Genomic DNA, 25,590 nt, shown 5'->3' with positions numbered 1-25,590 from the left:
CCCGGTTACATTCCGAACCCGGAAGCTAAGCCTTACAGCGCCGATGGTACTGCAGGGGGGACCCTGTGGGAGAGTAGGACGCCGCCGAACTCCTTTTAACGGGTTGGACCCGGAACTTCGGTTCCGGGTCCAACCCTTTTTTGTTGTGCGTCACCTGAAGTTCACGTACCGCAACCACCATCGCCCATATGGGTACTGCTGCAATGCTCAGGGCCGCCGGCATAGGAGTCGGCGACGAGGTTGTCGTACCGGCCTTCGGGAACGTCGAAGTCGCCGAGGCTGTGGTTCTGGCCGGGGCGTTGCCGGTGTTCGCCGACATAGATCCGGTGACGTACTGCCTGGACGCCATGGCTGTCGAGGTGGTCGTCACCCCGCGGACGGCGGCCGTCGTCGCCGTACACCGCTTTGGTCGGTCGGCCGATATCGGGCGGTTGCACGAACTCGGGCAGCGGCACGGGTTGTTGGTGTTGGAGCAGGGTGAGTCCGAGGCTCCGTACGACGAGATCGCTCAGCGTCGGCAGCGGGCCTCGTATCTGGATGCGAAGCTGAAGGGTGTGCAGACGCCCGATGGTGGTGACGGGCACACCTACCAGCAATATGTCGTGCGGGTACCTGGGAACGGGCGGCCGGATCGCGATGCCTTCGCTCGGGCAGTGCGGGCCAGGGGAGTTGAGTGCCGGGTGCCGGTGAAGACGCCCGTGCATCGGCTGCCCGAGTTCCGTAGGTGTGTGTCTCTGCCGGAGACCGAGCGGGCCGCTGATGAAACGTTGGCTCTGCCTGTCGACGCCTCTCTGACGAAGCGGGACATGCACCGGATCGTGTCGGCCTGCAACGCGCTCGGAGGACTCCTCCAACCCGCCTTCTGACGAGTTGGGAGCACGGGTGTGTTCGGGGTATGATCTATTCCGTTGCCGCGAGGGAAGCTTCGCAAAAGGCGACAGGCCCCTATAGCTCAGTCGGCAGAGCGTCTCCATGGTAAGGAGAAGGTCAACGGTTCGATTCCGTTTGGGGGCTCCAGACAGAAGGCCCCGCCCATTCGGGCGGGGCCTTTCTCATGCCCTCCCTGCGCCTTGGCTCAGTCCTTGTGGATGCCCGGCACACGCATCGCGAGGATCGCCATGTCGTCGGACGGGGCATCCGAAGCGAAGCGTTCCACCGCGCGCATGATGCGGGCCGCCACCGCGCCCGCCGTCAGCCCGGTGCAGGTGGTGAGTACGTCGGTGAGGCCGTCGTCGCCCAGCATGCGGCTGCCTTCGCGGCGTTCGGTGACGCCGTCCGTGACGCACAGGAGGACGTCGCCGGGGTCGAGGGTGACCGTCTGCTCGTAGAGCTCCAGGTCCTCCATGACGCCGAGGAGCGGCTGCGGCTCGGCGGCCGGCTCTACCGTGCCGTCCTGGCGCAGGCGGAGGGGGAGCGGGTGGCCGGCGCAGACCACCTTCAGCTCCGCGCTGCCGTCCTCCTGGGGCCTCAACTCGCCGTAGAGGAGCGTCAGGAAGCGGCTGCGGGCTCCCTCGTCGAGGATCGCGGAGTTCAGGCGCTCCAGGACCGCGGGGCCGCTGAGACCCTCGCGGGCGAGGAGCCGGAGTGCGTGCCGGGCCAGGCCTGTGACCGCGGCGGCGTTCGGGCCCGTACCGCAGACGTCGCCGATGGCGAAGCCGTAGGCGCCGTCGCTGATCGGGAAGAGGTCGTAGAAGTCGCCCCCGACCTCGTTGCCCTCCCCGGCCGCGCGGTAGATGACCTCGACCTCGACGCCGTCGATCTCGGGGAGCTCGGGAGGCAGGAGGCTGCGCTGGAGGGACTGGCTGATGGCTGTGCGCTCGGAGTAGAGGCGGGCGTTGTCGAGAGCCAGGGCGGCTCGGCGGCTCAGGTCCTCGGCCAGTTCCAGGATTTCCTGGCGGAAGTGTTCGTCCGTCGGCTTGCCCAGCGTCAACATGCCGATGACTCGGTTGCGCGCCACCAGCGGGAGGACGACCGTCTCGCCGCCCACTGCGGACGCGGTGGCCAGGGTGGGGCCGATGCCCGCGCTGATGCGGCCGACCGGCTCTCCCAGTCCCAGGCTGCGCATGGAGGTGCGCAAGGCCGCCTGGTGGGCCGACTCGGCGGGAGCCGACCACACGCGGGCGCCGGGGGTGGGGACCGGGTCCGGTGGGGCGATCTTCGACAGCAACGACTTAATGCCGTCGATGAGTTCCTCGTCCTCGTGCAGGACGTAGGACAGGTACGGCTCCGAGGCCTGGTCGGCGATCGTGTAGACCGCGCACCAGGTGGCAAGGGTCGGGACCGTCATCTGGGCCATCAGGGCCAGGGTCTGGTCGCGGTCCAGGGTGCCGGCGAGCAGGTCGGATGCCTCCACGAGGAAGCTGAGTGAGCCTCGGCGCAGACGTTCGAGTTCGCCCAGGCGGGCCGACTCCACCGCCAACGCGATGCGGTCGGCGGCGAACTGCAGGCGCAGTGCCTCCTCGTTGGAGTATCTGGCCGGGGCCTCGGCGGCGACGCCGAGCGAGCCGGTGAGGCGGCCCTCGACCTTCAGGGGCACCGTGACGACCGAGCGCATGCCGGTGCCGTTCAGCAGTGGCACGGCGCCGGGGACCATGGTGAGGTCCTCGTGGACCGCCGGCATGCGGGCCGAGCCATAGCGGCCGGGGCCCGCTTCGACGGGCACGCGCGCGAAGCGCTGGCGGGCGGAGGGCAGGCCGGTCGAGGCGCGGACCTCCAGCTCCGTCTCGTCGTCGGTCGCCAGGAGCAGGAACGCGGAGTCGCCGTCGAGCATGTCGCGGGCGCGTTCCACGGTGCGCTGGAGGAGCCCGTCGAGGTCGTCGGGGGCGGGGGAGCCGATGAACACCTCGAAGGGGTCGGTGCTCTGGCCCTCGGAGGTGGTGGACGTGTCGGAGGCCGGCACGCGCAACGGGGTCTGCAGGACGGCGCGTTCGTGGTCCCGGACCAGGAGGCAGACGGTGGAAGGTTCACCGTCCGTGTCACGGACACGGAGGTGGGAGGCGTACACCGGTGTGACGCGGCCGTTGGCGCCCCTTATGCCGTAGCTGCCTTCCCAGCGGGAGAGTTGGAGCGCCTCCGCGATGCCGGTACTGGTGCCCGGTGTGTGCGGCCAGGCGGCGAGGTCGGTCAACGGCTTGCCGGTGACCTGCTCGGCCGCATAGCCGAAGAGATCCTCCGCGTCCTCGTTCCAGGACGAGATGGCGCCCGTACGGTCGATCTGGACCACCGCGACGCGGACGCGGCCGTCGGCGAGCGGGAGGAGGTCGGCGGGCAGCGACGGGCCGGCCGCGCGGGTGCCCACCGGGCGTTCGGGGAGGTCGAGTTGGAACCAGACCTGCTTGTGGGTGGGCGTGTACTCGACGCCCCAGCAGGCGGCCAGGGCCGCGCACAGCTGGAGGCCGCGGCCGCCCTCGCGGTCGGGGCTGCCCATGTTGACGGGCGAGCCCTGGAGGGGGATCTCGCGCTCCGGGTACCGGTCGGCCACTTCGATCCGTACGCCGTCGTCACTGCGCAGACACAGAACGTCCGCGGACGTGCCCGCGTGGACGACGGCGTTCGTCACCAGCTCGCTGGTGAGGACCACGGCGTCGTCGACGATGTCGGCGAAGCCCCACCCCTGGAGTGTGTCGCGGACGAAGGAGCGGGCGCTCGCGACTGATCGCCCGACGGGATCGAAGGTTGCTGCCGCGCGCGCGGTGATCACAGAACTCCTCGTCCGGTTGTCGACGTGCAGGGCTCCGCGGCCGACCGGGTCGCGCCGCTGGTGCGGCATGTGCGCGCCCGTCGGCCGGTCCGGGGATGGTCCCCCCGGGATCAGTCCGGTGGTCATGTCCGGCTGCCCCTCCGATGCCCGCTCGTGCTCCTCCTGCCACCGCCCAGGCCGGACGGACCGGCGCGGCTGGACAGCCGCATGCAAGGTTACTTACCTTCGACGGCCATGCGGATGCCGGTCTGCAGTGTTTCCGTCCGGACGGTGTGCGGACGATGTGCGAAGCTGCCGAACTGTTATGGCCGGGTTCAGGCAGGGTGAAACACTGGGCAAGCTTCTTGTGAAGGTCCGGGCAGGCTGAGTGTCATTCGCGTTCTGCGGGCAGCAGCACGTGGTGTGGCCTGGTATATCCGGCAGGAATGCCCAGCAGTAACGGGTACGCCGAGCGGTAGAACCCGAACACAGCAGTAACGGTCGACCCCTGCGGGAGGGACACAGTGGAGTCTGGCGCAGCGACGCGGGGCACTAAGACGCGCGCGAAAGGCGGACAGTCCCTGAAGAACGAGCGCAAGCCGCGCAACGGGACCACCGCGGTCGACACGGCTGCCCTGAACCGGCTGCTGGCGGCCCTGGTGTCGATGCGCGACGGGAACTTCCGGAAGCGGCTCACGGTGTCCGGGGACGACGTGATGTCGGAGATTGCGGCGGTCTTCAACGACGTGGCCGACCGCAATCTCCACCTGACCGGTGAGTTGGCGCGGGTGCGGCGCATGGTGGGCCGTGAGGGCAAGCTCACGGAACGGCTGGAGACGGGCGCCTGTGAGGGCTCCTGGGCGGCCGCCGTCGACAACTCCAACGCCCTGGTCGACGACCTTGTGCGGCCCGTCTCCGAGGTCGGCCGGGTGCTGTCCGCGGTGGCCGAGGGTGATCTGTCGCCGCGCATGGAGCTGCGGACGCAGGCGCCGGACGGGACCGGGCACCCGCTGCGGGGTGAGTTCCTCAAGGTCGGGCGGACTGTAAACAACCTTGTCGATCAGCTGTCGACGTTCACCGACGAGGTCACGCGCGTGGCCAGCGAGGTGGGCACCGAGGGCAAGCTCGGCGGGCAGGCACGCGTGCGTGGCATGTCGGGCTCGTGGAAGGACCTCACCGACTCCGTCAACACGATGGCGTACCGGCTGACTGCCCAGGTGAGGGACATCGCGCTGGTGACCACGGCGGTCGCCAAGGGCGACCTGTCCCGGAAGGTCACCGTTCATGTGGCCGGCGAGATGCTGGAGCTCAAGAACACCGTCAACACGATGGTGGACCAGCTGTCGTCCTTCTCCTCCGAGGTGACGCGAGTCGCGCGCGAGGTGGGCACCGAGGGTGAGCTCGGCGGGCAGGCGCAGGTGCCGGGTGTGGCCGGCGTGTGGAAGGACCTCACCGATTCGGTGAACCTCATGGCCGGCAACCTGACCGCGCAGGTGCGAGGTATCGCACAGGTGACGACCGCGGTCGCCAACGGTGACCTGTCGCAGAAGGTGACCGTGTCCGCACGCGGCGAGGTCGCTCAGCTCGCGGACACGATCAACCAGATGACCGAGACGCTGCGGATCTTCGCGGACGAGGTCACGCGCGTGGCCAACGAGGTCGGTGCGGCCGGGCAGCTCGGCGGCCAGGCGAATGTGCCGGGTGCGGCCGGTACCTGGAAGGACCTGACGGACTCCGTCAACACGGTGTTCCGGAATCTCACCATTCAGGTGAGGGACATCGCCGCGGTCACAACGGCTGTGGCCAATGGTGATCTCTCCCAGAAGGTCACGGTCAACGTGGCCGGCGAGATGCTCGAGCTGAAGAACACCGTCAACGGCATGGTCGATCAGCTGTCGTCCTTCGGTTCCGAGGTCACGCGTGTCGCGCGTGAGGTCGGTGTCGAGGGTGAGCTCGGCGGGCAGGCGCAGGTGCCGGGGGCCGCGGGTACGTGGAAGGACCTGACGGACTCCGTCAACACCGCGTTCCGGAATCTCACCGGACAGGTGAGGAACATCGCCCAGGTCACGACGGCGGTCGCCAACGGTGATCTGTCGCAGAAGGTCACCGTCGACGTCTCCGGCGAGATGCTCCAGCTGAAGAACACCGTGAACACGATGGTGGACCAGCTGTCGAGCTTCGCCGACCAGGTGACGCGCATGGCCCGGGACGTGGGTACGGAGGGCCGGCTGGGCGGTCAGGCGGTCGTACCGGGCGTGGCCGGTACGTGGAAGGAGCTCACCGACTCCGTCAACGGAATGGCAGGAAACCTTACGGCCCAGGTGCGCAACATCGCGCAGGTGACCACTGCGGTCGCCCAGGGTGACCTGTCCCAGAAGATCGACGTCGACGCGCGCGGCGAGATTCTGGAGCTGAAGAACACCATCAACACGATGGTCGACCAGCTCTCCGGATTCGCCGACCAGGTGACCCGGGTGGCCCGCGAGGTGGGCACCGAAGGCCGCCTCGGCGGTCAGGCGCAGGTGCCCGGCGTCGCCGGTGTGTGGCGGGACCTGACCGACTCCGTGAACGGAATGGCGGGAAACCTTACCGCCCAGGTGCGCAACATCGCCCAGGTCGCCACGGCGGTCGCCCGGGGTGACCTGTCGCAGAAGATCACCGTGGACGCGCGCGGCGAGATCCTGGAGCTCAAGAACACGCTGAACACGATGGTGGACCAGCTGTCGTCGTTCGCGGAGGAGGTCACCAGGGTCGCCCGCGAGGTGGGCACGGAGGGCCAGCTCGGCGGTCAGGCCGAGGTGCAGGGCGTCTCCGGCACCTGGAAGGACCTCACCCAGTCCGTGAACTTCATGGCGAACAACCTGACTATCCAGGTGCGTCAGATCGCCGAGGTCACGACCGCGGTCGCCAAGGGCGACCTGTCGAAGAAGATCACCGTGGACGCGAAGGGCGAGATCCTCGAACTCGTCACGACCGTCAACACGATGGTCGACCAGCTGTCGTCCTTCGCCGAGCAGGTGACCCGGGTGGCCCGTGAGGTGGGCACCGAGGGCATCCTGGGCGGCCAGGCGCACGTGCCGGGTGTCACGGGCATCTGGAAGGACCTCAGCGGCAACGTGAACCTGATGGCCAAGAACCTGACCATGCAGGTGCGGAACATCTCCCAGGTCGCGGCGGCCGTCGCCAACGGCGACCTGACGCGGACGGTGACGATCGAGGCGCGTGGTGAAGTCCAGCAGCTCGCCGACACCTTCAACACCATGGTGAAGACGCTGAGTTCGTTCGCGGACCAGGTCACCAAGGTGGCCCGTGAGGTGGGCACGGACGGCATCCTCGGTGGCCAGGCGCACGTACCGGGTGTGGCGGGTACGTGGAAGGACCTCACCGACTCCGTGAACGGCATGGCGTCCAACCTGACCGGTCAGGTGCGCAACATCGCCATGGTCACCACCGCCATCGCCAAGGGTGACCTGACCAAGAAGATCGACATCGACGCTCGCGGCGAGATCCTCGAGCTCAAGACGACGATCAACACGATGGTCGACCAGCTGTCGTCCTTCGCCGAGGAGGTCACCCGAGTCGCCCGCGAGGTGGGCACCGAAGGACAGCTCGGCGGCCAGGCACGCGTGCGTGACGTCGACGGAACCTGGCGCGACCTCACCGAGTCCGTGAACGAAATGGCAGGAAACCTTACTCGGCAGGTGCGAGCCATCGCGCGCGTGGCGACCGCGGTGACCCGAGGCGACCTGAACCTGAAGATCGACGTCGACGCGTCCGGCGAGATCCAGGAACTCCAGGACTACATCAACAAGATGATCGCCAACCTGCGCGACACCACGATCGCCAACAAGGAGCAGGACTGGCTCAAGGGCAACCTCGCCCGCATCTCCGCGCTCATGCAGGGCCGCCGCGACCTGGAGGACGTGGCCTCGCTGATCATGAGCGAGCTGACGCCGGTGGTGACCGCGCAGCACGGCGCGTTCTTCGTCGCGATGCCGCTCCTCGACGGCAAGGACATGAGCGCCGAGGCCGAGGACCAGTACGAGCTGCGCATGCTCGGGTCGTACGGCTACTCGATGGGCTCCATGCCGACGTCCTTCCGGCCGGGTGAGGCGCTCATCGGGACGGCCGCCGAGGAGAAGCGCACGATCCTGGTGGAGAACGCGCCCAGCGGCTACCTGAAGATCTCCTCCGGGCTCGGCGAGGCCCCGCCCGCGCAGGTGATCGTCCTTCCGGTGCTGTTCGAGGGCAAGGTGCTCGGTGTGATCGAGCTGGCGTCCTTCACGCCGTTCACGCAGATCCAGAAGGACTTCCTCAACCAGATCGCCGAGATGATCGCGACCAGCGTCAACACCATCTCCGTCAACACCAAGACCGAGGTGCTGCTGAAGCAGTCGCAGGAGCTGACCGAGCAACTGCGTGAGCGTTCGGCCGAGTTGGAGAACCGGCAGAAGGCCCTCCAGGCGTCCAACGCCGAACTGGAGGAGAAGGCCGAGCTGCTGGCCCAGCAGAACCGCGACATCGAGGTGAAGAACACCGAGATCGAGGAGGCGCGGCAGGTCCTGGAGGAGCGCGCCGAGCAACTCGCCGTCTCCATGCGCTACAAGAGCGAGTTCCTCGCCAACATGTCGCACGAGCTGCGTACGCCGCTCAACTCGCTGCTGATCCTGGCCAAGCTGCTCGCCGACAACGCCGAGGGCAACCTCTCGCCGAAGCAGGTCGAGTTCGCCGAGACCATCCATGGCGCCGGCTCCGACCTGCTCCAGCTGATCAACGACATCCTCGACCTGTCGAAGGTCGAGGCGGGCAAGATGGACGTCTCCCCGACGCGTATCGCGCTCGTGCAGCTCGTCGACTACGTGGAGGCCACCTTCCGGCCGCTGACCGCGGAGAAGGGCCTGGACCTGTCCGTACGGGTCTCGCCGGAGCTGCCCGCCACGCTGCACACCGACGAGCAGCGGCTTCTGCAGGTGCTGCGCAACCTGCTGTCCAACGCGGTGAAGTTCACCGACTCCGGATCGGTCGAGCTGGTCATCCGGCCGGCCAGCGCGGACGTACCGATGAAGATCCGGGAGCAGCTGCTGGAGGCAGGTTCGCTGACCGAGGCGGACGCGCCGCTGATCGCGTTCTCCGTGACCGACACCGGTATCGGGATCGCGGCCAGCAAGATGCGGGTGATCTTCGAGGCGTTCAAGCAGGCGGACGGCACGACCAGCCGCAAGTACGGCGGTACGGGGCTGGGACTGTCCATCTCGCGGGAGATCGCGCAGCTGCTGGGCGGGGAGATCCACGCGCAGAGCGAGCCGGGACGCGGTTCGACGTTCACGCTGTATTTGCCGCTGCACCCGAGCGAACTGCCTCCGCACGGCTACCAGCAGCAGCTGCCGGCCCTCGACGCCGGCGACCTGGTGGCGTCGGCGGCCGAGCTGGCGGAGCTGGCCGACGTGGAGATCGAGACGCCCGCCGAGGTGAGGTCGTACCGGGAGACGCAGAACGGCGCCGCCGCGCTCTTCAGGCGCCGCCGCAGGGCGGCGACCGAGCTGGAACAGCGGCCGGTGCAGCAGGAGCAGTGGTCGGCGGCCGAGCAGACGGCGGCGCCGCAGCCGCGCCGGGGCGTCCGGTTCGGCGGCGAGAAAGTGCTGATCGTCGACGACGACATCCGCAACGTCTTCGCGCTGACCAGCGTCCTCGAGCAGCACGGCCTGTCCGTGCTGTACGCCGAGAACGGTCGTGAGGGCATCGAGGTCCTGGAGCAGCACGACGACGTGGCGGTCGTTCTGATGGACATCATGATGCCCGAGATGGACGGGTACGCGACGACCACGGCGATCCGCAGGATGCCGCAGTTCGCCGGGCTCCCGATCATCGCGCTGACCGCCAAGGCGATGAAGGGCGACCGGGAGAAGGCGATCGAGTCGGGCGCTTCCGACTACGTGACGAAGCCGGTCGATCCCGATCATCTGCTGGCGGTGATGGATCAGTGGATGAGGGAACAGTGACAGGAACGAACAGTGTTCACACGGAGTTGCTGACTCAGTGTGCTCGAAGCCGTGTAGAAGTGCGGGATTGGGGGAACCTTCTGGTCCCCTGCCGCGTTTCTGCTACGTGCACAGTGACATCGCGGTGACAGGGTGTGGCGACAGGCGGGGTGCGGCTACCATGACCGGCACGAGGGCGGGCGGCGTAAGGGAGTCGTCCCCTGGGGCGGAGCCCGGTGCACTGCCGGGGCGAGGAGGGCGGGCCATGGTGCAGAAGGCCAAGATCCTCCTGGTCGATGACCGGCCGGAGAATCTGCTTGCGCTGGAGGCGATCCTCTCTGCGCTCGATCAGACCCTGGTGCGGGCATCGTCCGGGGAGGAAGCGCTCAAAGCACTGCTGACGGACGACTTCGCGGTCATTCTGCTGGACGTCCAGATGCCGGGAATGGACGGTTTCGAAACCGCGGCGCACATCAAGCGGCGGGAACGGACCCGGGACATCCCGATCATCTTCCTCACCGCGATCAACCACGGCCCGCATCACACCTTCCGCGGTTACGCGGCGGGTGCGGTGGACTACATCTCCAAGCCGTTCGACCCGTGGGTGCTGCGGGCGAAGGTCTCGGTGTTCGTCGAGCTGTACATGAAGAACTGCCAGCTGCGTGAGCAGGCGGCACTGCTGCGGCTCCAGTTGGAGGGCGGCGGCAAGGCCGCGGGCGGGGACGCGAAGGAGCCGGCGGGCCTGCTCGCCGAGCTGTCGGCGCGGCTCGCCGCGGTCGAGGAGCAGGCCGAGGCGTTGTCCAAGCAACTTGACGACGAGTCGGCGGACGCGGCGGCGGTGGCCACCGCGGCTCATCTCGAACGCAAACTCACGGGACTGCGGCGGGCACTCGACGCGCTGGAGCCCGGTACCGGGAGCGCGTCCTCAGTGCCCTCGCAGAACTGACGTCGGAGTGGCGCGCGTTGGCGGGCGAGCGGCGCAGAGCCGCCCTGCGCGTTACCGGTCGGTGAACCGGCGTCAGTTCACCGCCTCCACAAGCGCGACACGAACGGGTGAAGCAGTGGGCACACGTGTCCACTGTCTCCTCCACCGGTAATCTCACACCCATGGCCTCACGTCCCTCCGCAGCCAAGAAGCCGCCCGCGAAGAAGGCGGCCGCTTCCGCGAAGGCTCCGGCGAAGAAGGCCGCTGCCAAGAAAGCCCCCGCGAAGAAGGCGCCGGCCAAGAAGGCCGCGGCGAAGAAAGCCGCGCCCGCGCCCAAGCCGGCACCGAATCCCACCGGGGGCATCTACCGGCTCGTGCGCGCCGTCTGGCTCGGGCTGGCGCACGCGGTCGGCGCCGTGTTCCGGGGCATAGGGCAGGGTGCGAAGAACCTCGACCCCGCCCATCGCAAGGACGGCATCGCGCTGTTGCTCCTCGGGCTCGGTCTGATCGTCGCGGCCGGTACCTGGTCCAATCTGCGTGGCCCCGTCGGCGACCTCGTCGAGATCATCGTGACCGGCGCGTTCGGCCGGCTCGACCTGCTCGTGCCGATCCTGCTCGCGGTCATCGCCGTACGGTTCATCCGGCACCCCGAGAAGCCCGAGGCCAACGGCCGTATCGTCATCGGCCTGTCCGCGCTCGTCATCGGCGTGCTCGGCCAGGTCCACATCGCGGTCGGCTCGCCCGCCCGCAGCGACGGCATGCAGGCCATAAGGGACGCGGGCGGGCTCATCGGCTGGGGCGCGGCGACTCCGCTGACGTACACCATGGGCGAGGTCCTCGCCGTACCGCTGCTCGTGCTGCTCACCATCTTCGGGCTGCTGGTCGTCACGGCCACCCCGGTGAACGCCATCCCGCAGCGGCTGCGGCTGTTGGGCGTCAAGCTCGGGATCCTGCCCGACCCCGACGAGGACGACGAGTACACCGAGGACGAGCAGCGCTACGACGACCAGTGGCGCGAGGCGCTGCCGGCCGCGCGCGGCCGCAGGCGCACTCCGGCCCCCGAGGCGTACGACCCCGACAGCGCCGAACAGGAGGCCCTCTCGCGGCGTCGCGGCCGTCCGAGGCGCTCCGCGGTGCCGCAGCCCGAGATGGACCGTCCCATGGACGCTGTGGACGTCGCAGCGGCAGCCGCTGCCGCGCTCGACGGCGCCGTCATGCACGGGATGCCGCCCTCGCCGATCGTCGCCGACCTCACCCAGGGCGTGAGCGTGGGCGACCGCGCGGAGACCACCCCGGTCCCGACGCCCGTCCCGGCCGCGCGCCCCAAGCAGGAGAAGCTCCCCAAGAGCGAGGTTCCGGACCTGACCAAGTCCGCGGTGCCCGACCTCACCAAGGCCGCGCCCGACGACGTCCGCGACCTGCCTCCGCGCGCCGAACAGCTCCAGCTGTCCGGTGACATCACGTACTCGCTCCCGTCACTCGACCTGCTCGAGCGCGGCGGCCCCGGCAAGACGCGCAGCGCCGCCAACGACGCCATCGTCGAGTCGCTCACCACCGTCTTCACCGAGTTCAAGGTGGACGCCCGCGTCACCGGCTTCACGCGGGGGCCGACGGTCACGCGCTACGAGGTCGAGCTCGGGCCCGCCGTGAAGGTCGAGCGGATCACCGCGCTGACGAAGAACATCGCGTACGCGGTCGCCAGCCCGGACGTGCGGATCATCAGCCCGATCCCCGGCAAGTCCGCGGTCGGCATCGAGATTCCCAACACCGACCGCGAGATGGTCAACCTCGGTGACGTGCTGCGCCTCGCGGCCGCCGCCGAGGACGACCACCCGATGCTGGTGGCGCTCGGCAAGGACGTCGAGGGCGGCTACGTGATGGCCAACATCGCGAAGATGCCGCATGTGCTGGTTGCCGGTGCGACCGGTTCCGGTAAGTCGTCGTGCATTAACTGCTTGATCACTTCGATCATGATGCGGGCGACCCCGGAGGACGTCCGCATGGTCCTGGTCGACCCCAAGCGCGTCGAGCTGACCGCGTACGAGGGCATCCCGCACCTGATCACGCCGATCATCACCAACCCGAAGCGGGCCGCCGAGGCGCTCCAGTGGGTCGTACGGGAGATGGACCTTCGCTACGACGACCTCGCGGCGTACGGCTACCGGCACATCGACGACTTCAACGAGGCCGTCCGCAACGGCAAGGTGAAGGCGCCGGAGGGCAGCGAGCGCGAGCTCCAGCCGTACCCGTACCTGCTGGTGATCGTCGACGAGCTCGCCGACCTGATGATGGTCGCCCCGCGCGACGTCGAGGACGCGATCGTGCGGATCACGCAGCTCGCGCGCGCGGCAGGCATCCACCTGGTGCTCGCCACCCAGCGGCCGTCGGTCGACGTCGTCACCGGCCTCATCAAGGCGAACGTGCCCTCACGGCTGGCCTTCGCCACCTCGTCGCTCGCGGACTCGCGCGTCATCCTCGACCAGCCCGGTGCCGAGAAGCTGATCGGCAAGGGTGACGGGCTGTTCCTGCCGATGGGCGCCAACAAGCCCACACGTATGCAGGGCGCGTTCGTGACCGAGGACGAGGTCGCGGCGGTCGTCCAGCACTGCAAGGATCAGATGGCGCCCGTCTTCCGTGACGACGTCACCGTGGGCACCAAGCAGAAGAAGGAAATCGACGAGGAGATCGGCGACGACCTCGATCTGCTGTGCCAGGCGGCCGAACTGGTGGTGTCCACGCAGTTCGGGTCGACGTCCATGCTGCAGCGCAAGCTGCGTGTCGGGTTCGCCAAGGCCGGACGATTGATGGACCTCATGGAGTCACGGGGCATCGTCGGTCCGAGCGAGGGGTCCAAGGCTCGTGACGTTCTTGTGAAACCTGATGAGCTGGACGGCGTGCTGGCCGTGATCCGCGGGGAGGCTTAAAGGGAGTCCGAGGCGGAAACGGGACACTGCGGTCGCCTTGCGAACGGGTGGGTGATGAGTCGATGTTCGATTGTGACTCACCCGTAAGGGATCATTGAGCAACCGTTCCCCTTCGGCGTACGTCAAGTTGAGGGAAGCGCGACAATCTCGTACCTCGTCATCGGCGTGTCCGGCCATTCCGATGGCGTACAAAGTCCTACCGCCCGGTTGCCCCACCCTTTCGTACCCCCCATAGACTGAACCTCCAGCACAGGTGGCTTAAACGCTCGAAAGGCGCCCCCGTGTCCATCGGCAACTCCCCTGAAGACGAGCGTCCATTCGAAGACGTGTCCGAGGAAGCCCGCTCCTCGATCGGCCATGCCCTCCGGCAGGCGCGCATCGACGCAGGGCTGACCGTCGACGACGTCAGTAACGCCACCCGGGTCCGCATCGCCATCGTGCATGCCATCGAGGCGGACAACTTCGCTGCCTGCGGCGGCGACGTGTATGCCCGAGGCCACATCAGGACCCTGGCCAAAGCCGTTCACCTCGATCCCGTCCCGCTTCTCGCCCAGTACGACGCCTCGCACGGCGGACGACCGGCGCCGACCCCGGCGGCCCCCCTGTTCGAGGCGGAGCGCATCCGCCCCGAGCGGCGCGGGCCCAACTGGACCGCGGCCATGGTCGCCGCGATCGTCGCCGTGATCGGGTTCGTCGGGTTCACGGCGTTCAAGGGCGGGGACGGCGGCGGCAGGTCGTCGGTCGCCGAAGGTGGCTCGACGCCGACGGCCGACAAGATCACGCCCACGCCGAAGACCGACAAGCCCAAGGACCCGAAGCCGTCGGACAGCGCCATCGCCGCCGTCCCCCAGGACAAGGTGACCGTCCAGGTCAGCGCCCCCGACGGAAAGAGCTGGATCTCGGCCAAGGACCACAACGGCAAGCTGCTCTTCGACGGCCTCCTCAAGCAGGGCGACTCCAAGACCTTCCAGGACAGCGAGAAGATCAACCTGGTCCTCGGTGACGCGGGCGCGATCGACCTCTACGTCAACGGCAAGAAGATCGAGGACGACTGGCAGCCGGGCGCCGTGGAGCGCCTTGCTTACACGAAGGGCGACCCGCAGGCCGGATAAGTCCGGCCGAAGGGTTGAGCTGTGGACGGGGTTGGCCAAGATCGGCCAACCCCGTCGACGTGGGGTGTCAGTGAGACAAAGTAGTCTTGAGCCCATGCCTGAACGCCGTACCGTCGCACTCGTCACTCTTGGCTGCGCCCGTAACGAGGTGGACTCGGAGGAGCTCGCAGGCCGCTTGGAGGCGGACGGCTGGGACCTCGTGGAGGACGCCGGGGACGCGGATGTCGCCGTCGTCAACACGTGCGGCTTCGTCGACGCCGCCAAGAAGGACTCTGTCGACGCACTCCTGGAGGCCAACGATCTCAAGGGCCATGGGAGAACCCAGGCCGTCGTGGCGGTCGGCTGCATGGCCGAGCGGTACGGCAAGGAACTCGCCGAAGCCCTCCCCGAGGCCGACGGCGTGCTCGGCTTCGACGACTACGCGAACATCTCGGACCGCCTGCAGACCATCCTGAACGGCGGCATCCACGCCTCGCACACCCCGCGCGACCGGCGCAAGCTGCTGCCGATCAGCCCGGCCGAGCGGCAGGAGTCGGCGGCAGAGGTCGCGCTGCCCGGGCACGCGCCCGTCGATCTTCCGGAAGGGCTCGCTCCGGCCTCCGGCCCGCGCGCGCCCCTGCGCCGCCGTCTCGACGGTGCTCCGGTCGCCTCGGTGAAGCTCGCCTCCGGCTGTGACCGGCGCTGCTCCTTCTGCGCCATCCCGTCCTTCCGTGGCTCCTTCATCTCGCGCCGCCCGAGCGATGTGCTGAACGAGACGCGCTGGCTCGCCGAGCAGGGCGTCAAGGAGATCATGCTGGTCTCCGAGAACAACACCTCCTACGGCAAGGACCTGGGCGACATCCGCCTGCTGGAGTCCCTCCTGCCGGAGCTGGCGGAGGTCGACGGCATCGAGCGTGTCCGCGTCAGCTACCTCCAGCCGGCCGAGATGCGGCCCGGCCTCATCGACGTGCTGACCTCCACGCCGAAGATCGCCCCGTACTTCGACCTGTCCTTCCAGCACTCCGCGCCCGACGTGCTGCGCGCGATGCGCCGCTTCGGGGACACCGACCGGTTCCTGGAACTGCTCGACACGATCCGCAGCAAGGCCCCCCAGGCCGGCGTGCGCTCCAACTTCATCGTCGGCTTCCCCGGCGAGACCGAGGCCGACCTGGCCGAGCTGGAGCGCTTCCTGAACGGCGCGCGCCTGGACGCCATCGGAGTCTTCGGCTACTCCGACGAGGAGGGCACGGAAGCGGCGACGTACGAGAACAAGCTCGACGAGGACGTCGTCGCCGAGCGGCTGGCCCGGGTCTCCCGGCTGGCCGAGGAGCTTGTCTCGCAGCGGGCCGAGGAGCGCGTCGGGGAGACGGTGCACGTGCTCGTCGAGTCGATGGGCTCCGAGGACTCCGCGGAGGGCGCGTACGGCCGTGGAGCGCACCAGGCGCCGGAGACGGACGGCCAGGTGCTGCTCACGAGCGGCGAAGGGCTGAGCATCGGTCGTATGGTCGAGGCGAAGGTGGTCGGTACGGAAGGTGTCGACCTGGTGGCCGAGCCGCTGCAGGGCACGCTCGCGTGTAGTGAGGAGGCGGGCAGATGACCGGAGTTCCGGCGTCGGCCGCGGGCGGCTCCTCGCAGACGGGCGCGGCGGGCAAGGCCAGTGCGGTGGGTTCGTCCAAGGCCGCCGGTTCGAACAGGGCCGTCGGCTCGAAGACCGGCGGCGCGGAAGCCGGTGTCCCGGGCGGTACGAAGCCCGCGCGCGGCGGGAAGATCGCGGCCGCGGCCGTCAACCAGGCCAGCGTCTGGAACATCGCCAACCTCCTGACCATGCTCCGGCTGGTCCTCGTGCCCGCGTTCGTCGCGCTGATGCTGGCCGACGGCGGTTACGACCCGGCTTGGCGCTCGCTCGCCTGGGCGGCCTTCGCCATCGCCATGATCACCGACTTGTTCGACGGTCATCTGGCGCGGACGTACAACCTCGTCACCGACTTCGGGAAGATCGCCGATCCCATCGCCGACAAGGCGATCATGGGCGCGGCGCTGATCTGTCTGTCCGCGCTCGGCGATCTGCCGTGGTGGGTGACGGGCATCATCCTCGGCCGGGAACTCGGGATCACGCTGCTGCGTTTCATCGTTATCCGGTACGGCGTCATCCCCGCGAGCCGCGGCGGCAAGCTCAAGACCCTCACGCAGGGCGTGGCCGTCGGGATGTACATCCTGGCGCTGACGGGGTGGCTGGCCACTCTGAGGTTCTGGGTGATGGCTGCGGCGGTCGTCCTGACCGTGCTGACCGGACTCGACTATGTGAGACAAGCCATTGTGCTGCGCAGGCAGGGAATTGCCGAGCGCAAGGCTGCGTTGGAGGAGACGGAAGCGTGAGTTCCTCGGCCGCCGACGTCGTGCGACTACTCACAGTGAAGGGTGAGACGCTTGCTGTCGCCGAGTCGCTGACCGGCGGACTGGTTGCGGCGGAGATCACAGCCGTCCCTGGGGCCTCGCAGGCCTTCCGGGGGTCGGTGACTGCCTACGCCACCGAGCTGAAGCATCGGCTGCTCGACGTCGACGCCACCTTGCTGGAGCAATACGGGGCGGTGAATCCGCAGGTTGCGGCCGAGATGGCGGCGGGCGTGCGGAAGGCGCTGGGGTCCGACTGGGGTATCGCGACGACCGGCGTCGCGGGGCCCGAGATGCAGGACGGACAGCCCGTAGGGACGGTTTTCGTGGCCGTGGACGGACCTGTCGGGCCTGGTTCCGGTTCCGCCGGTGGCGGAAAAGTGGAGGCCCTGCGGTTGAACGGCGACCGCGCGGAAATTCGTATGGAGAGTGTACGGAGCGTACTCGCACTGCTCCTGAAGGAGCTTGCGAGCGAACACACTGGGAATGAGCGGGCACAGGATACGGAACGGAACGGGGGGTTTTGATGTTTGCAGCCCTTAGTGAACACGACATCGCTCCCCGCACGGCCGCGGCGCAAGGCGGTACGGTGGGGCGTGAAGGATGCGGCTACGCGGTCCGAGGAGGGAGCCACCGATGATTCTGCTCCGTCGCCTGCTGGGTGACGTGCTGCGTCGGCAGCGCCAGCGCCAGGGCCGTACTCTGCGCGAAGTCTCCTCGTCCGCCCGAGTCTCACTCGGCTATCTCTCCGAGGTGGAGCGGGGGCAGAAGGAGGCTTCCTCCGAACTGCTCGCCGCGATCTGCGACGCGCTGGACGTACGGATGTCCGAGCTCATGCGGGAAGTGAGCGACGAACTCGCCCTCGCCGAGCTGGCCCAGTCTGCAGCGGCCACCCCCAGCGAGCCTGTGCCCGCATCGGTGCGACCGATGCTGGGTTCCGTGTCGGTGACCGGTGTGCCACCGGAACGGGTGACCATCAAGGCGCCTTCCGAGGCAGTGGACGTGGTCGCCGCGTGACGGTGACGCCGGTGCGCGTGGGCTGACCACGCGCTGAGGATGTTGTGTGAGGCCCCGGCCAGGGCTTCTCCAGGGAGACCTGGGGCAGCGCGGTCGGGGTTTCGTGCTGTACGGGCCCTTTCGGGTCCGTTTGCCGGTGGGTGGCCCGACGGTCATGGTGGAGGGTGTGACGGCGCGCGACGCGCTGTGACGACGTTGGCCCGCGCTGCATCCGTGTGCCCTTGATGCGCCCTCCCGGCGGGTGAACGGGCGGCCTAGCCTCGGGCTGGAGGTGGGTGGATGGCACGGCCGATAGCGCGCTGGGGGGTGGCCCTCGGGTTCGGGGCGCTGTGGTGGTGGGCCGTGCTGCGGCTCACGCTGACACCGGACGCGGGGGTGCTGGAGGGTGCCATTGCCGCCGGAGGGTGGGGGCTGAGCCTGCTGCCGGTGCACTGTGTGCCGAAGGCGCGGGCGGCAGGGGCCGTCGACCCGCGGCGGTGGGCAGAGGCCTGGCGGGCGGGGCGAGCTACCACGGCATCGCCACACCGCCGTTCGGACGCAGGATCTGCCCCGTCGTGAAGGCCGAGGCGTCGGACGCCAGGTGCAGCACGGCGTGGGCTACGTCCTCCGGTTCGCCGACACGGCCCAGCGGCGAGAGCCGGGCCATGAACGCCTCGGTCTGTGCCTGCGCCGCTGTGTCGTGGCGGTCGGTCATGGGGGTGCGGATCCAGCCCGGTGCGACCGCGTTGACGCGGATGCCGTGCGGGCCTATCTCCGTCGCCAGCGTCTTCGTCAGTTGTACGACCGCTGCCTTGGCCGCGCCGTAGCAGAGCAGGCCGGGACCGCCGGTGTCGACGGCGCCGGAGGCCATGGTGATGATGCTGCCCTGCGTGCGCTGCGCGAGCATCGCGCGGGCCGCCTCCTGGCAGGCGTACAGCACTCCCTTGAAGTTGACGTTCAGTACCCGGTCGAGGTCCTCGTCGCGGGTCTCCAGGACCGGGCTGCTGTGCATGATCCCGGCGACCGCGGCCATCACGTCGAGCCGCTCGCAGGCGGCGACGGCTCGGCGGAGCTGTTCGCGGTCGGTGACGTCGAGATGGTGGGTGTGTGCGGTGCCGCCGCTCGCCTTGATCAGGGTCGCCGTGTCGTGCAGGCCCTGTGTGTCGCGGTCGGCGCAGTGCACGGCGGCGCCGGCCTCGGCGAGCAGGACGGCCGTGGCCCGGCCGATGCCGCTGGCGGCGCCGGTGACGAATGCGGTGCGTCCGGTGAGGTCGTACGCCTTCACGGCCATGAAGGGACGGTACGAGCATTTCTGACGGAGCGTCAATTGGCGGGGCGATGCTGAGTTCTGCGTGACGAGGCCGCGCCGGGTGTCGTGCTCGGAGCCGGGCCCGCCTGGCAGTTCGGGCACCAGTAGGTGGGGCGCTCGCGGGAGCCGTCACCCTGGTCGGCCGCGCGGATCGGGGTATCGCAGCGCAGACAGGGGCGGTTGGCGCGGCCGTACACGAAGAGGTCCTGGCCGCGGCGGCCCGTCGTACTGCGGATCGGGCGGTCGCGGTTGGCTTCCAGGAGCTTCTTGGCGAGTACCGGGAGTTGGGCGGTGTGTTCGGCGGGGAGGGCGCCTACGGGGAGCCAGGGGGTGACGTTGAGCAGGAAGCAGAGCTCGCTCTTGTAGACATTGCCGATGCCGGCGAGGTTGCGCTGGTCCAGCAGGGCCTCGCCGAGGGGCCGGGCGGGGTCCGTGAGGAGGTTGGCGAGGGCACGGTCGGGGTCCCAGTCCGGGCCCAGCAGGTCGGGGCCGAGGTGGCCGACGGCGCGCTGCTCTTCGGCGGTGCGCAGGAGGTCCAGGACGGGGAGGCGGTAGCCGACGGCCGTGCGGGCGGGCTGGACGTCGGCCTCGGGAGCGGTGCCGACGGTGGGAGTGGTGGCGCGTGCGGGGGCGGCGGTGAGGATCACGCGGATCTGGTGGGCGGGGCCGCCGGTCCAGCGCTGCTGGTCGGCGTAGACCTTCCAGGAGCCTTCCATGCCGAGGTGCGAGTGCACGGTGATGCCGCCCTCGATGCGGGTGAGGAGGTGTTTGCCGCGTGCTGTGACGTCCAGGACCGTGCGGCCCGTGAGGTCGACCGTGGCGTACTTCGGCACCCGGAAGTCGCTGCGGGTCAGCGTCTTGCCGGCGAGCGCCGTATGCAGCCGCTTCGCGGTCTGCCAGACCGTGTCTCCTTCGGGCATGGGTCCAGGGTGGCATGGGCGGGAGGCGGGGTGGGGCGCGGTGCGGGCCCCCTCAAGGCGTGGGGGGTGGCGCCTGAGGGGGGCGTCGGCGGGATTGGCTCAGGCGCGTAGGCGTAGGCCTCGGGGCGTTGCGATGAAGCCTGCGCCTTCAAGGAGGGTGCCTATGGGGGAGGTCAGGGCCGATGTGCCGTTCACGCGCTCCACCGTGACCGTGCCGAGGGAGCCCGCGCGGGCGGCTGCGGCGAGGGCCTCCGCTGCCGTGTGCAGGCGGGGGTCGTCTGTGGGTTCGGTGTCGGGGGACGAGGGCCAGGCCAGCAGTGTCTTGCCGCCGCGCTCCATGTACAGGGTCAGCTCTCCGTCGACGAGCACTACGAGGGAGCCCGCCTTGCGGCCTGGCTTGTGGCCGGCGCCGGTCGGTGGCTCCGGCCAGGGGAGGGCGGCGCCGTACGCGTTCGCCGGGTCGGCGGCGGCGAGGACGACGGCTCGGGTGTCGGCCGTGGGGCGGGGGCGGCGGGAGGAGAAGCCGGGGCCTGAGCCGGGGCTGTATGGAGGGCCGCCGTTGTGCCAGGTGGGGCCTTGGGAGGTGCGTGGGCTGGACTGGGGGGCCGGGGCGCGGGGGGAGGCGTAGTCGCCGGGACCCAGGTGGGCGTCCAGGAAGTTGTGGTCGAGGTCCGGGATGTCGTAGGTCGGGGTGCTGTCGGCGTCGTCGTACATGGGGGTGCTGTCCTGATCGGCCGTGGCCTTGTTTCCCTTGTCCGCGCCATTGGTGCCGAAGCCGTGGAGGGTGCCGTATGTGTCCGATGCGCCGAAGGCATCGGGGGCGCCGCTGGTGGCGGGGGTGTCCGGGCCGGGCAGGCCGTCGCCTCGGTCGCGGGCGTTGGCCACCGCGCGGAGGCGGTCGACCGCGCCGTCCATCGCGAACTGGGCGGCGCCGAGCCCTTCGACCACGTAGCCACGGCGTGCCTGGCCGCTGTCCTCGAAGGCGGACAGGATGCGGTACGTCGCCGAGAAGCCGCCCTCGACGCCCTCCGCGGTGACCGCTCCCCGGGTCACCACGCCATGCCGGTCGAGGAGGGTGCGGGCCAGGGCGTGGGCGCGGACGGTGAGGTCGGGCTCGTGCGCCGGGAGCAGGGACCAGCGGCCGGCGACGGTCGGCGGGCCGGTGCGGGAGGCGGGGCGTGCGGAGGCCGTGAGGGAGCCGTAGCGGCCGCGCGGAACCGTGCGCTTGGCGCGGTGGGCGGTGGAGCCCGCGGTGCGGCCAGAGCCCAGCAGGGAGCGCATGGGCGCGAGCGTGTCGTTCGTCAGGCGGCCCGACCAGGCCAGATCCCAGACGGCATCGGCGAGTTGGGGGTCAGTGACATCGGGGTGGGTGGTGGCGCGGATCTGGTCGGCGATCTGGCGGAAGAACAGGCCGTAGCCGCCGGACAGTGCGTCGAGGACGGACTGGTGCAGTGCCGTCAGCTCCAGGGGGTGGGGCTGCGGCAGGAGCAGGGGGGCCGCGTCCGCCATGTAGAGGGAGACCCAGCCGTCCTTGCCGGGGAGCGAGCCGGCTCCGGCCCAGACAACCTCGCCGGCCGCGGTGAGTTCGTCGAGCATCGCTGGGGTGTAGCTCGCTACACGCGAGGGCAGGACGAGCTTCTCCAGGGCGGACGCGGGCACGGACGCGCCCTGCAACTGCTCGATGGCCCGGACCAGTCCGTCGATGCCGCGCAGCCCGTGGCCCTTGCCGATGTGCTGCCACTGGGGCAGGAACTGCGCGAGCGCGGCCGGTGGCACCGGCTCCAGTTCATGCCGCAGGGCGGCGAGGGACCGGCGGCGCAGCCGGCGCAGCACCGCCGCGTCGCACCACTCCTGGCCGATGCCGGCCGGGTGGAATTCGCCTTGTACGACCCGTCCGCTTGCCGCCAGCCGCTGGAGGGCGCCCTCTGTGACCGCCACGCCCAGGCCGAAGCGGGCAGAAGCCGTGGCCGAGGTGAATGGGCCGTGGGTGCGGGCATGGCGTGCGAGGAGGTCGCCGAGCGGGTCCTTGACCGGCTCGGTGAAGGCCTCGGGGACACCAACCGGCAGGGCCGTGCCGAGGGCGTCGCGCAGGCGGCCCGCGTCCTCGATCGCGGCCCAGTGGTCGGTGCCCGCGATGCGGACCTTGATGGCACGGCGGGCGGCGGCCAACTCGTGGGCCCAGTGTGGCTCGGCACCCCGCTCGGCCAACTCGGCTTCGGTGAGCGGTCCGAGGAGGCGGAGGACGTCGGCGACGCCTTCGACGTCCTTGACGCGGCGGTCCTCGGTGAGCCACTGGAGTTCTCGTTCCAGCTCGGTCAGCACCTCGGCGTCGAGGAGTTCGCGCAGCTCCGCCTGGCCGAGCAGCTCGGCCAGCAGCCGCGAGTCCAGCGACAGGGCGGCGGCACGGCGCTCGGCGAGCGGGGAGTCTCCCTCGTACAGGAACTGGGCGACGTAGCCGAAGAGGAGAGAGCGTGCGAACGGGGACGGCTCGGGGGTGGTGACCTCGACGAGGCGTACCTTGCGGGACTCGAGGTCGCCCATGAGCTCGGTCAGCCCTGGGACGTCGAAGACGTCCTGCAGGCATTCGCGGACCGCCTCCAGGACGATGGGGAAGGAGCCGAACTCGCTGGCCACCTGGAGCAGTTGGGCGGCGCGCTGGCGCTGCTGCCACAGCGGAGTGCGCTTGCCCGGGTTGCGGCGCGGCAGCAGCAGGGCGCGGGCGGCGCACTCACGGAAGCGGGACGCGAACAGGGCCGAACTGCCGACCTGGTCGGTGACGATCTGGTCGACGTCGCCCTTGTCGAACACGACGTCCGCCGCGCCGACGGGCGCCTGGTCGGCGTCGTACTCCGTGCCCGCCTTCGTCGGTTCCTGGTCCAGGAGGTCCAGGCCCAAGAGGTCGGCGTCGGGCAGGCGCAGCACGATGCCGTCGTCGGCGTGCATGACCTGCGCGTCCATGCCGTACCGCTCGGAGAGCTTCGCGCCGAGGGCGAGTGCCCAGGGGGCGTGGACCTGGGCGCCGAAGGGGGAGTGCACGACGACCCGCCAGTCGCCGAGTTCGTCGCGGAAGCGCTCGACGACGATCGTGCGGTCGTCCGGGACGTGGCCACAGGCCTCGCGCTGCTCGTCCAGGTAGGACAGGACGTTGTCGGCCGCCCAGGCGTCCAGGCCTGCGGTGAGGAGACGGAGGCGGGCGTCCTCCTTGGGCAGCGAGCCGACCTCGCGCAGGAATGCGCCCACCGCGCGGCCGAGCTCGAGCGGGCGGCCCAGCTGGTCGCCCTTCCAGAAGGGGAGGCGGCCCGGTACGCCCGGGGCGGGGGAGACCAGGACACGGTCGCGGGTGATGTCCTCGATGCGCCAGGAGCTGGTGCCGAGCGTGAAGACGTCGCCCACCCGGGACTCGTACACCATCTCCTCGTCGAGCTCGCCGACCCTGCCGCCGCCCTTCTTGGGGTCGGCTCCGGCGAGGAAGACCCCGAAGAGGCCGCGGTCGGGGATCGTGCCCCCGGAGGTGACGGCCAGTCGCTGTGCGCCGGGGCGGCCGGTGATCGTGCCGGCGACGCGGTCCCAGACCACACGTGGACGAAGCTCCGCGAAGGCGTCCGACGGGTAGCGGCCGGCGAGCATGTCGAGGACCGCCGTGAAGGCGGATTCGGGGAGGGACGCGAAGGGGGCGGCGCGGCGGACGGCGGCGAGGAGGTCGTCGAACTGCCAGGTGTCCATCGACGTCATGGCGACCAGCTGCTGGGCGAGGACGTCCAAGGGGTTGGCCGGGACCTTGAGGGACTCGATGGACCCGGTGCGCATCCGCTCGGTGACGACGGCTGCCTGGACGAGGTCGCCGCGGTACTTAGGGAATACCACGCCGGTGGAGACCGCCCCGACCTGGTGGCCCGCGCGGCCCACGCGTTGGAGGCCGGAGGCGACGGAGGGGGGTGATTCGACCTGGACGACGAGGTCGACGGCGCCCATGTCGATGCCCAGTTCGAGGCTGGAGGTCGCTACGACTGCGGGGAGGCGGCCGGCTTTGAGGTCCTCTTCGACGAGGGCGCGCTGTTCCTTGGAGACCGAGCCGTGGTGGGCGCGGGCGATGACGGGCGGTGCGCCCTGGGCGGCGCCCGAGCCGCCCATGAGCTCGGCCGGGGCGTGGTGCTCGTCCAGGGTTTCGCCGGTGGCCCGCTCGTAGGCGATCTCGTTGAGGCGGTTGCAGAGGCGCTCCGCGAGGCGGCGGGAGTTGGCGAAGACGATCGTGGAACGGTGGGCCTGGACGAGGTCGGTGATGCGTTCTTCGACGTGGGGCCAGATCGAGGGGCGTTCTGCGCCTGCGCCGTCCGCTCCGTCGGCGACCGGGGAGCCGCCGAGTTCGGCGAGGTCTTCGACGGGGACCACGACCGAGAGGTCGAACTCCTTGCCCGACTTCGGCTGGACGATCTCCACCTTGCGGCGAGGGGAGAGGTAGCGGGCCACCTCATCGACCGGGCGGACGGTCGCGGAGAGGCCGATGCGGCGGGCCGGCCTCGCGAGGAGCTCGTCCAGGCGCTCCAAGGACAGGGCGAGGTGGGCGCCGCGCTTGGTACCCGCCACCGCGTGGACCTCGTCCAGGATCACCGTCTCGATGCCGGTCAGGGCGTCGCGTGTCGCTGACGTCAGCATCAGGAAGAGGGATTCCGGGGTGGTGATCAGGATGTCCGGGGGGCGGGTCGCCAGGGATCGGCGCTCTGCGGCGGGGGTGTCGCCCGAGCGGATGCCGACCTTTACTTCGGGCTCGGGCAGGCCCAGGCGTACGGATTCCTGGCGGATGCCGGTCAGGGGGCTGCGGAGGTTGCGCTCCACGTCGACGGCCAGGGCCTTGAGGGGGGAGACGTAGAGGACTCGGCAGCGCTTCTTGGGGTCGGCGGGTGGGGGTGTGGAGGCTAGCTGGTCCAGGGCGGCGAGGAACGCTGCCAGGGTCTTGCCGGAGCCGGTGGGGGCGACCACCAGCACGTCCGAGCCCTCGCGGATGGCCTGCCACGCGCCTGCCTGGGCGGCGGTGGGCGCGGAGAAGGCGCCCGTGAACCAGCCGCGGGTCGCGGGGGAGAAGCCGGTGAGGGCTCGGTGTGCGTTGCTGACCATGCGTCCATCCTGCACCCGGGCACTGACAATGGGACTGAGCTGGGGGAATGCCTTCGGGGTGGGGTGGGTGGGGGCCGCGTGGATGCCTGCGGCGGCCTGTGCGGCCCTGGTGGGGTTCGCGTTGCGCCTGCGGGTGGGGGGTGGGTCGGGGCCGTGGGGGGGGGGGGGGGGGGGGGGGGGGGGGGGGGGGGGGGGGGGGGGGGGGGGGGGTGGGGTGGGGGGGGGGGGGGGGGGGGGGGCCCCCCCCCCCCCCGCCCCCCCCCCC

14 protein-coding genes, 1 tRNA gene and 1 rRNA gene are annotated in these 25,590 nt (G+C 69.9%); 12 read left to right on the top strand and 4 right to left on the bottom strand.

All coding sequences use genetic code 11. From position 1 onward, the window contains the following. From rrf to ACIREI_RS44870, 3 genes are all read left to right on the top strand, one after another. Positions 1-90: ribosomal RNA gene (gene rrf, locus ACIREI_RS44880) — 5S ribosomal RNA — on the top strand; the annotation flags it as partial. 113 nt (positions 91-203) lie between these two features. Continuing rightward, on the top strand, positions 204-866 hold the full coding sequence (locus ACIREI_RS44875; protein WP_403346093.1) for a DegT/DnrJ/EryC1/StrS family aminotransferase: 663 nt from the start codon (positions 204-206) through the stop codon (positions 864-866). A gap of 75 nt (positions 867-941) precedes the next feature. Then, a tRNA-Thr gene (locus ACIREI_RS44870) sits at positions 942-1,017 on the top strand. A gap of 58 nt (positions 1,018-1,075) precedes the next feature. On the opposite strand, the gene ACIREI_RS44865 is transcribed toward ACIREI_RS44870, so the two are convergent. Beyond that, positions 1,076-3,826 carry a SpoIIE family protein phosphatase gene (locus ACIREI_RS44865; protein ID WP_403346091.1) on the bottom strand — a complete coding sequence of 917 codons (2,751 nt, stop codon included), beginning with the start codon at positions 3,824-3,826 and terminating at the stop codon, positions 1,076-1,078. A 377-nt stretch (positions 3,827-4,203) separates the two neighbouring features. Between ACIREI_RS44865 and ACIREI_RS44860 the strand changes: the two genes are divergently transcribed. The 9 genes from ACIREI_RS44860 (at position 4,204) to ACIREI_RS44820 (ending at position 18,563) form a co-directional block, all read left to right on the top strand. Then, positions 4,204-9,678, top strand: a complete 5,475-nt coding sequence (locus tag ACIREI_RS44860) for a HAMP domain-containing protein (RefSeq protein ID WP_403346089.1) — start codon at positions 4,204-4,206, stop codon at positions 9,676-9,678. 244 nt (positions 9,679-9,922) lie between these two features. Beyond that, positions 9,923-10,603 carry a two-component system response regulator gene (locus ACIREI_RS44855; protein ID WP_062700248.1) on the top strand — a complete coding sequence of 227 codons (681 nt, stop codon included), beginning with the start codon at positions 9,923-9,925 and terminating at the stop codon, positions 10,601-10,603. A 161-nt stretch (positions 10,604-10,764) separates the two neighbouring features. Next, the gene (locus ACIREI_RS44850; protein ID WP_403346087.1) at positions 10,765-13,506 is read left to right on the top strand and encodes a DNA translocase FtsK; all 2,742 of its coding nucleotides are present in this window, start codon (positions 10,765-10,767) and stop codon (positions 13,504-13,506) included. 281 nt (positions 13,507-13,787) lie between these two features. Further along, positions 13,788-14,618, top strand: coding sequence for a helix-turn-helix domain-containing protein (locus ACIREI_RS44845; RefSeq protein WP_403346085.1), 831 nt, complete (start codon positions 13,788-13,790; stop codon positions 14,616-14,618). Positions 14,619-14,712: 94 nt separating this feature from the next. Continuing rightward, a complete protein-coding gene (gene rimO / locus ACIREI_RS44840) occupies positions 14,713-16,194 on the top strand; it encodes a 30S ribosomal protein S12 methylthiotransferase RimO (protein ID WP_403346083.1) in 1,482 nt (493 codons plus the stop codon). Beyond that, positions 16,191-16,973 (top strand): CDP-diacylglycerol--glycerol-3-phosphate 3-phosphatidyltransferase, encoded by a 783-nt coding sequence (gene pgsA, locus ACIREI_RS44835; RefSeq protein WP_403346081.1) that lies wholly within the window; start codon positions 16,191-16,193, stop codon positions 16,971-16,973. The genes rimO and pgsA overlap by 4 nt, the downstream gene beginning before the upstream one ends. After that, positions 16,970-17,515 carry a CinA family protein gene (locus ACIREI_RS44830; protein WP_403346080.1) on the top strand — a complete coding sequence of 182 codons (546 nt, stop codon included), beginning with the start codon at positions 16,970-16,972 and terminating at the stop codon, positions 17,513-17,515. The genes pgsA and ACIREI_RS44830 overlap by 4 nt, the downstream gene beginning before the upstream one ends. Positions 17,516-17,624: 109 nt before the next feature. Further along, complete coding sequence (locus ACIREI_RS44825) at positions 17,625-18,005, top strand: helix-turn-helix domain-containing protein (RefSeq protein WP_030046881.1); 381 nt, start codon at positions 17,625-17,627, stop codon at positions 18,003-18,005. 279 nt (positions 18,006-18,284) lie between these two features. Further along, on the top strand, positions 18,285-18,563 hold the full coding sequence (locus ACIREI_RS44820; RefSeq protein ID WP_403346078.1) for a hypothetical protein: 279 nt from the start codon (positions 18,285-18,287) through the stop codon (positions 18,561-18,563). Here the strand turns inward: ACIREI_RS44820 and ACIREI_RS44815 are convergent. The 3 genes from ACIREI_RS44815 to ACIREI_RS44805 all read right to left on the bottom strand — a co-directional run bounded on the left by ACIREI_RS44815 (position 18,511) and on the right by ACIREI_RS44805 (position 25,325). After that, complete coding sequence (locus tag ACIREI_RS44815; protein WP_403346077.1) at positions 18,511-19,275, bottom strand: SDR family NAD(P)-dependent oxidoreductase; 765 nt, start codon at positions 19,273-19,275, stop codon at positions 18,511-18,513. The genes ACIREI_RS44820 and ACIREI_RS44815 overlap by 53 nt on opposite strands. A 32-nt stretch (positions 19,276-19,307) precedes the next feature. After that, on the bottom strand, positions 19,308-20,213 hold the full coding sequence (locus tag ACIREI_RS44810; RefSeq protein WP_403346075.1) for an Fpg/Nei family DNA glycosylase: 906 nt from the start codon (positions 20,211-20,213) through the stop codon (positions 19,308-19,310). Between the two features lie 99 nt (positions 20,214-20,312). Beyond that, the gene (locus tag ACIREI_RS44805) at positions 20,313-25,325 is read right to left on the bottom strand and encodes an ATP-dependent helicase (RefSeq protein WP_403346073.1); all 5,013 of its coding nucleotides are present in this window, start codon (positions 25,323-25,325) and stop codon (positions 20,313-20,315) included. Positions 25,326-25,590 lie beyond the last annotated feature (265 nt).

Origin of the sequence: Streptomyces sp. NPDC093591 (assembly GCF_044764885.1) — a bacterium.
Taxonomy (GTDB): Bacteria; Actinomycetota; Actinomycetes; order Streptomycetales; family Streptomycetaceae; genus Streptomyces.
The sequence above is the reverse complement of the archived record's forward strand: the minus strand, read 5'-3'. Positions and strand labels throughout refer to the sequence as shown.

What these genes read in the sequence shown, in the direction of transcription:
- ACIREI_RS44875 (WP_403346093.1), top strand. Translation starts at nt 204, where the DNA reads ATGCTCAGGGCCGCCGGCATAGGAGTCGGCGACGAGGTTGTCGTACCG.
- ACIREI_RS44865 (WP_403346091.1), bottom strand. Translation starts at nt 3,826, where the DNA reads ATGACCACCGGACTGATCCCGGGGGGACCATCCCCGGACCGGCCGACG.
- ACIREI_RS44855 (WP_062700248.1), top strand. Translation starts at nt 9,923, where the DNA reads ATGGTGCAGAAGGCCAAGATCCTCCTGGTCGATGACCGGCCGGAGAAT.
- ACIREI_RS44850 (WP_403346087.1), top strand. Translation starts at nt 10,765, where the DNA reads ATGGCCTCACGTCCCTCCGCAGCCAAGAAGCCGCCCGCGAAGAAGGCG.
- rimO (WP_403346083.1), top strand. Translation starts at nt 14,713, where the DNA reads ATGCCTGAACGCCGTACCGTCGCACTCGTCACTCTTGGCTGCGCCCGT.
- pgsA (WP_403346081.1), top strand. Translation starts at nt 16,191, where the DNA reads ATGACCGGAGTTCCGGCGTCGGCCGCGGGCGGCTCCTCGCAGACGGGC.
- ACIREI_RS44825 (WP_030046881.1), top strand. Translation starts at nt 17,625, where the DNA reads ATGATTCTGCTCCGTCGCCTGCTGGGTGACGTGCTGCGTCGGCAGCGC.
- ACIREI_RS44820 (WP_403346078.1), top strand. Translation starts at nt 18,285, where the DNA reads ATGGCACGGCCGATAGCGCGCTGGGGGGTGGCCCTCGGGTTCGGGGCG.
- ACIREI_RS44815 (WP_403346077.1), bottom strand. Translation starts at nt 19,275, where the DNA reads ATGGCCGTGAAGGCGTACGACCTCACCGGACGCACCGCATTCGTCACC.
- ACIREI_RS44810 (WP_403346075.1), bottom strand. Translation starts at nt 20,213, where the DNA reads ATGCCCGAAGGAGACACGGTCTGGCAGACCGCGAAGCGGCTGCATACG.
- ACIREI_RS44805 (WP_403346073.1), bottom strand. Translation starts at nt 25,325, where the DNA reads ATGGTCAGCAACGCACACCGAGCCCTCACCGGCTTCTCCCCCGCGACC.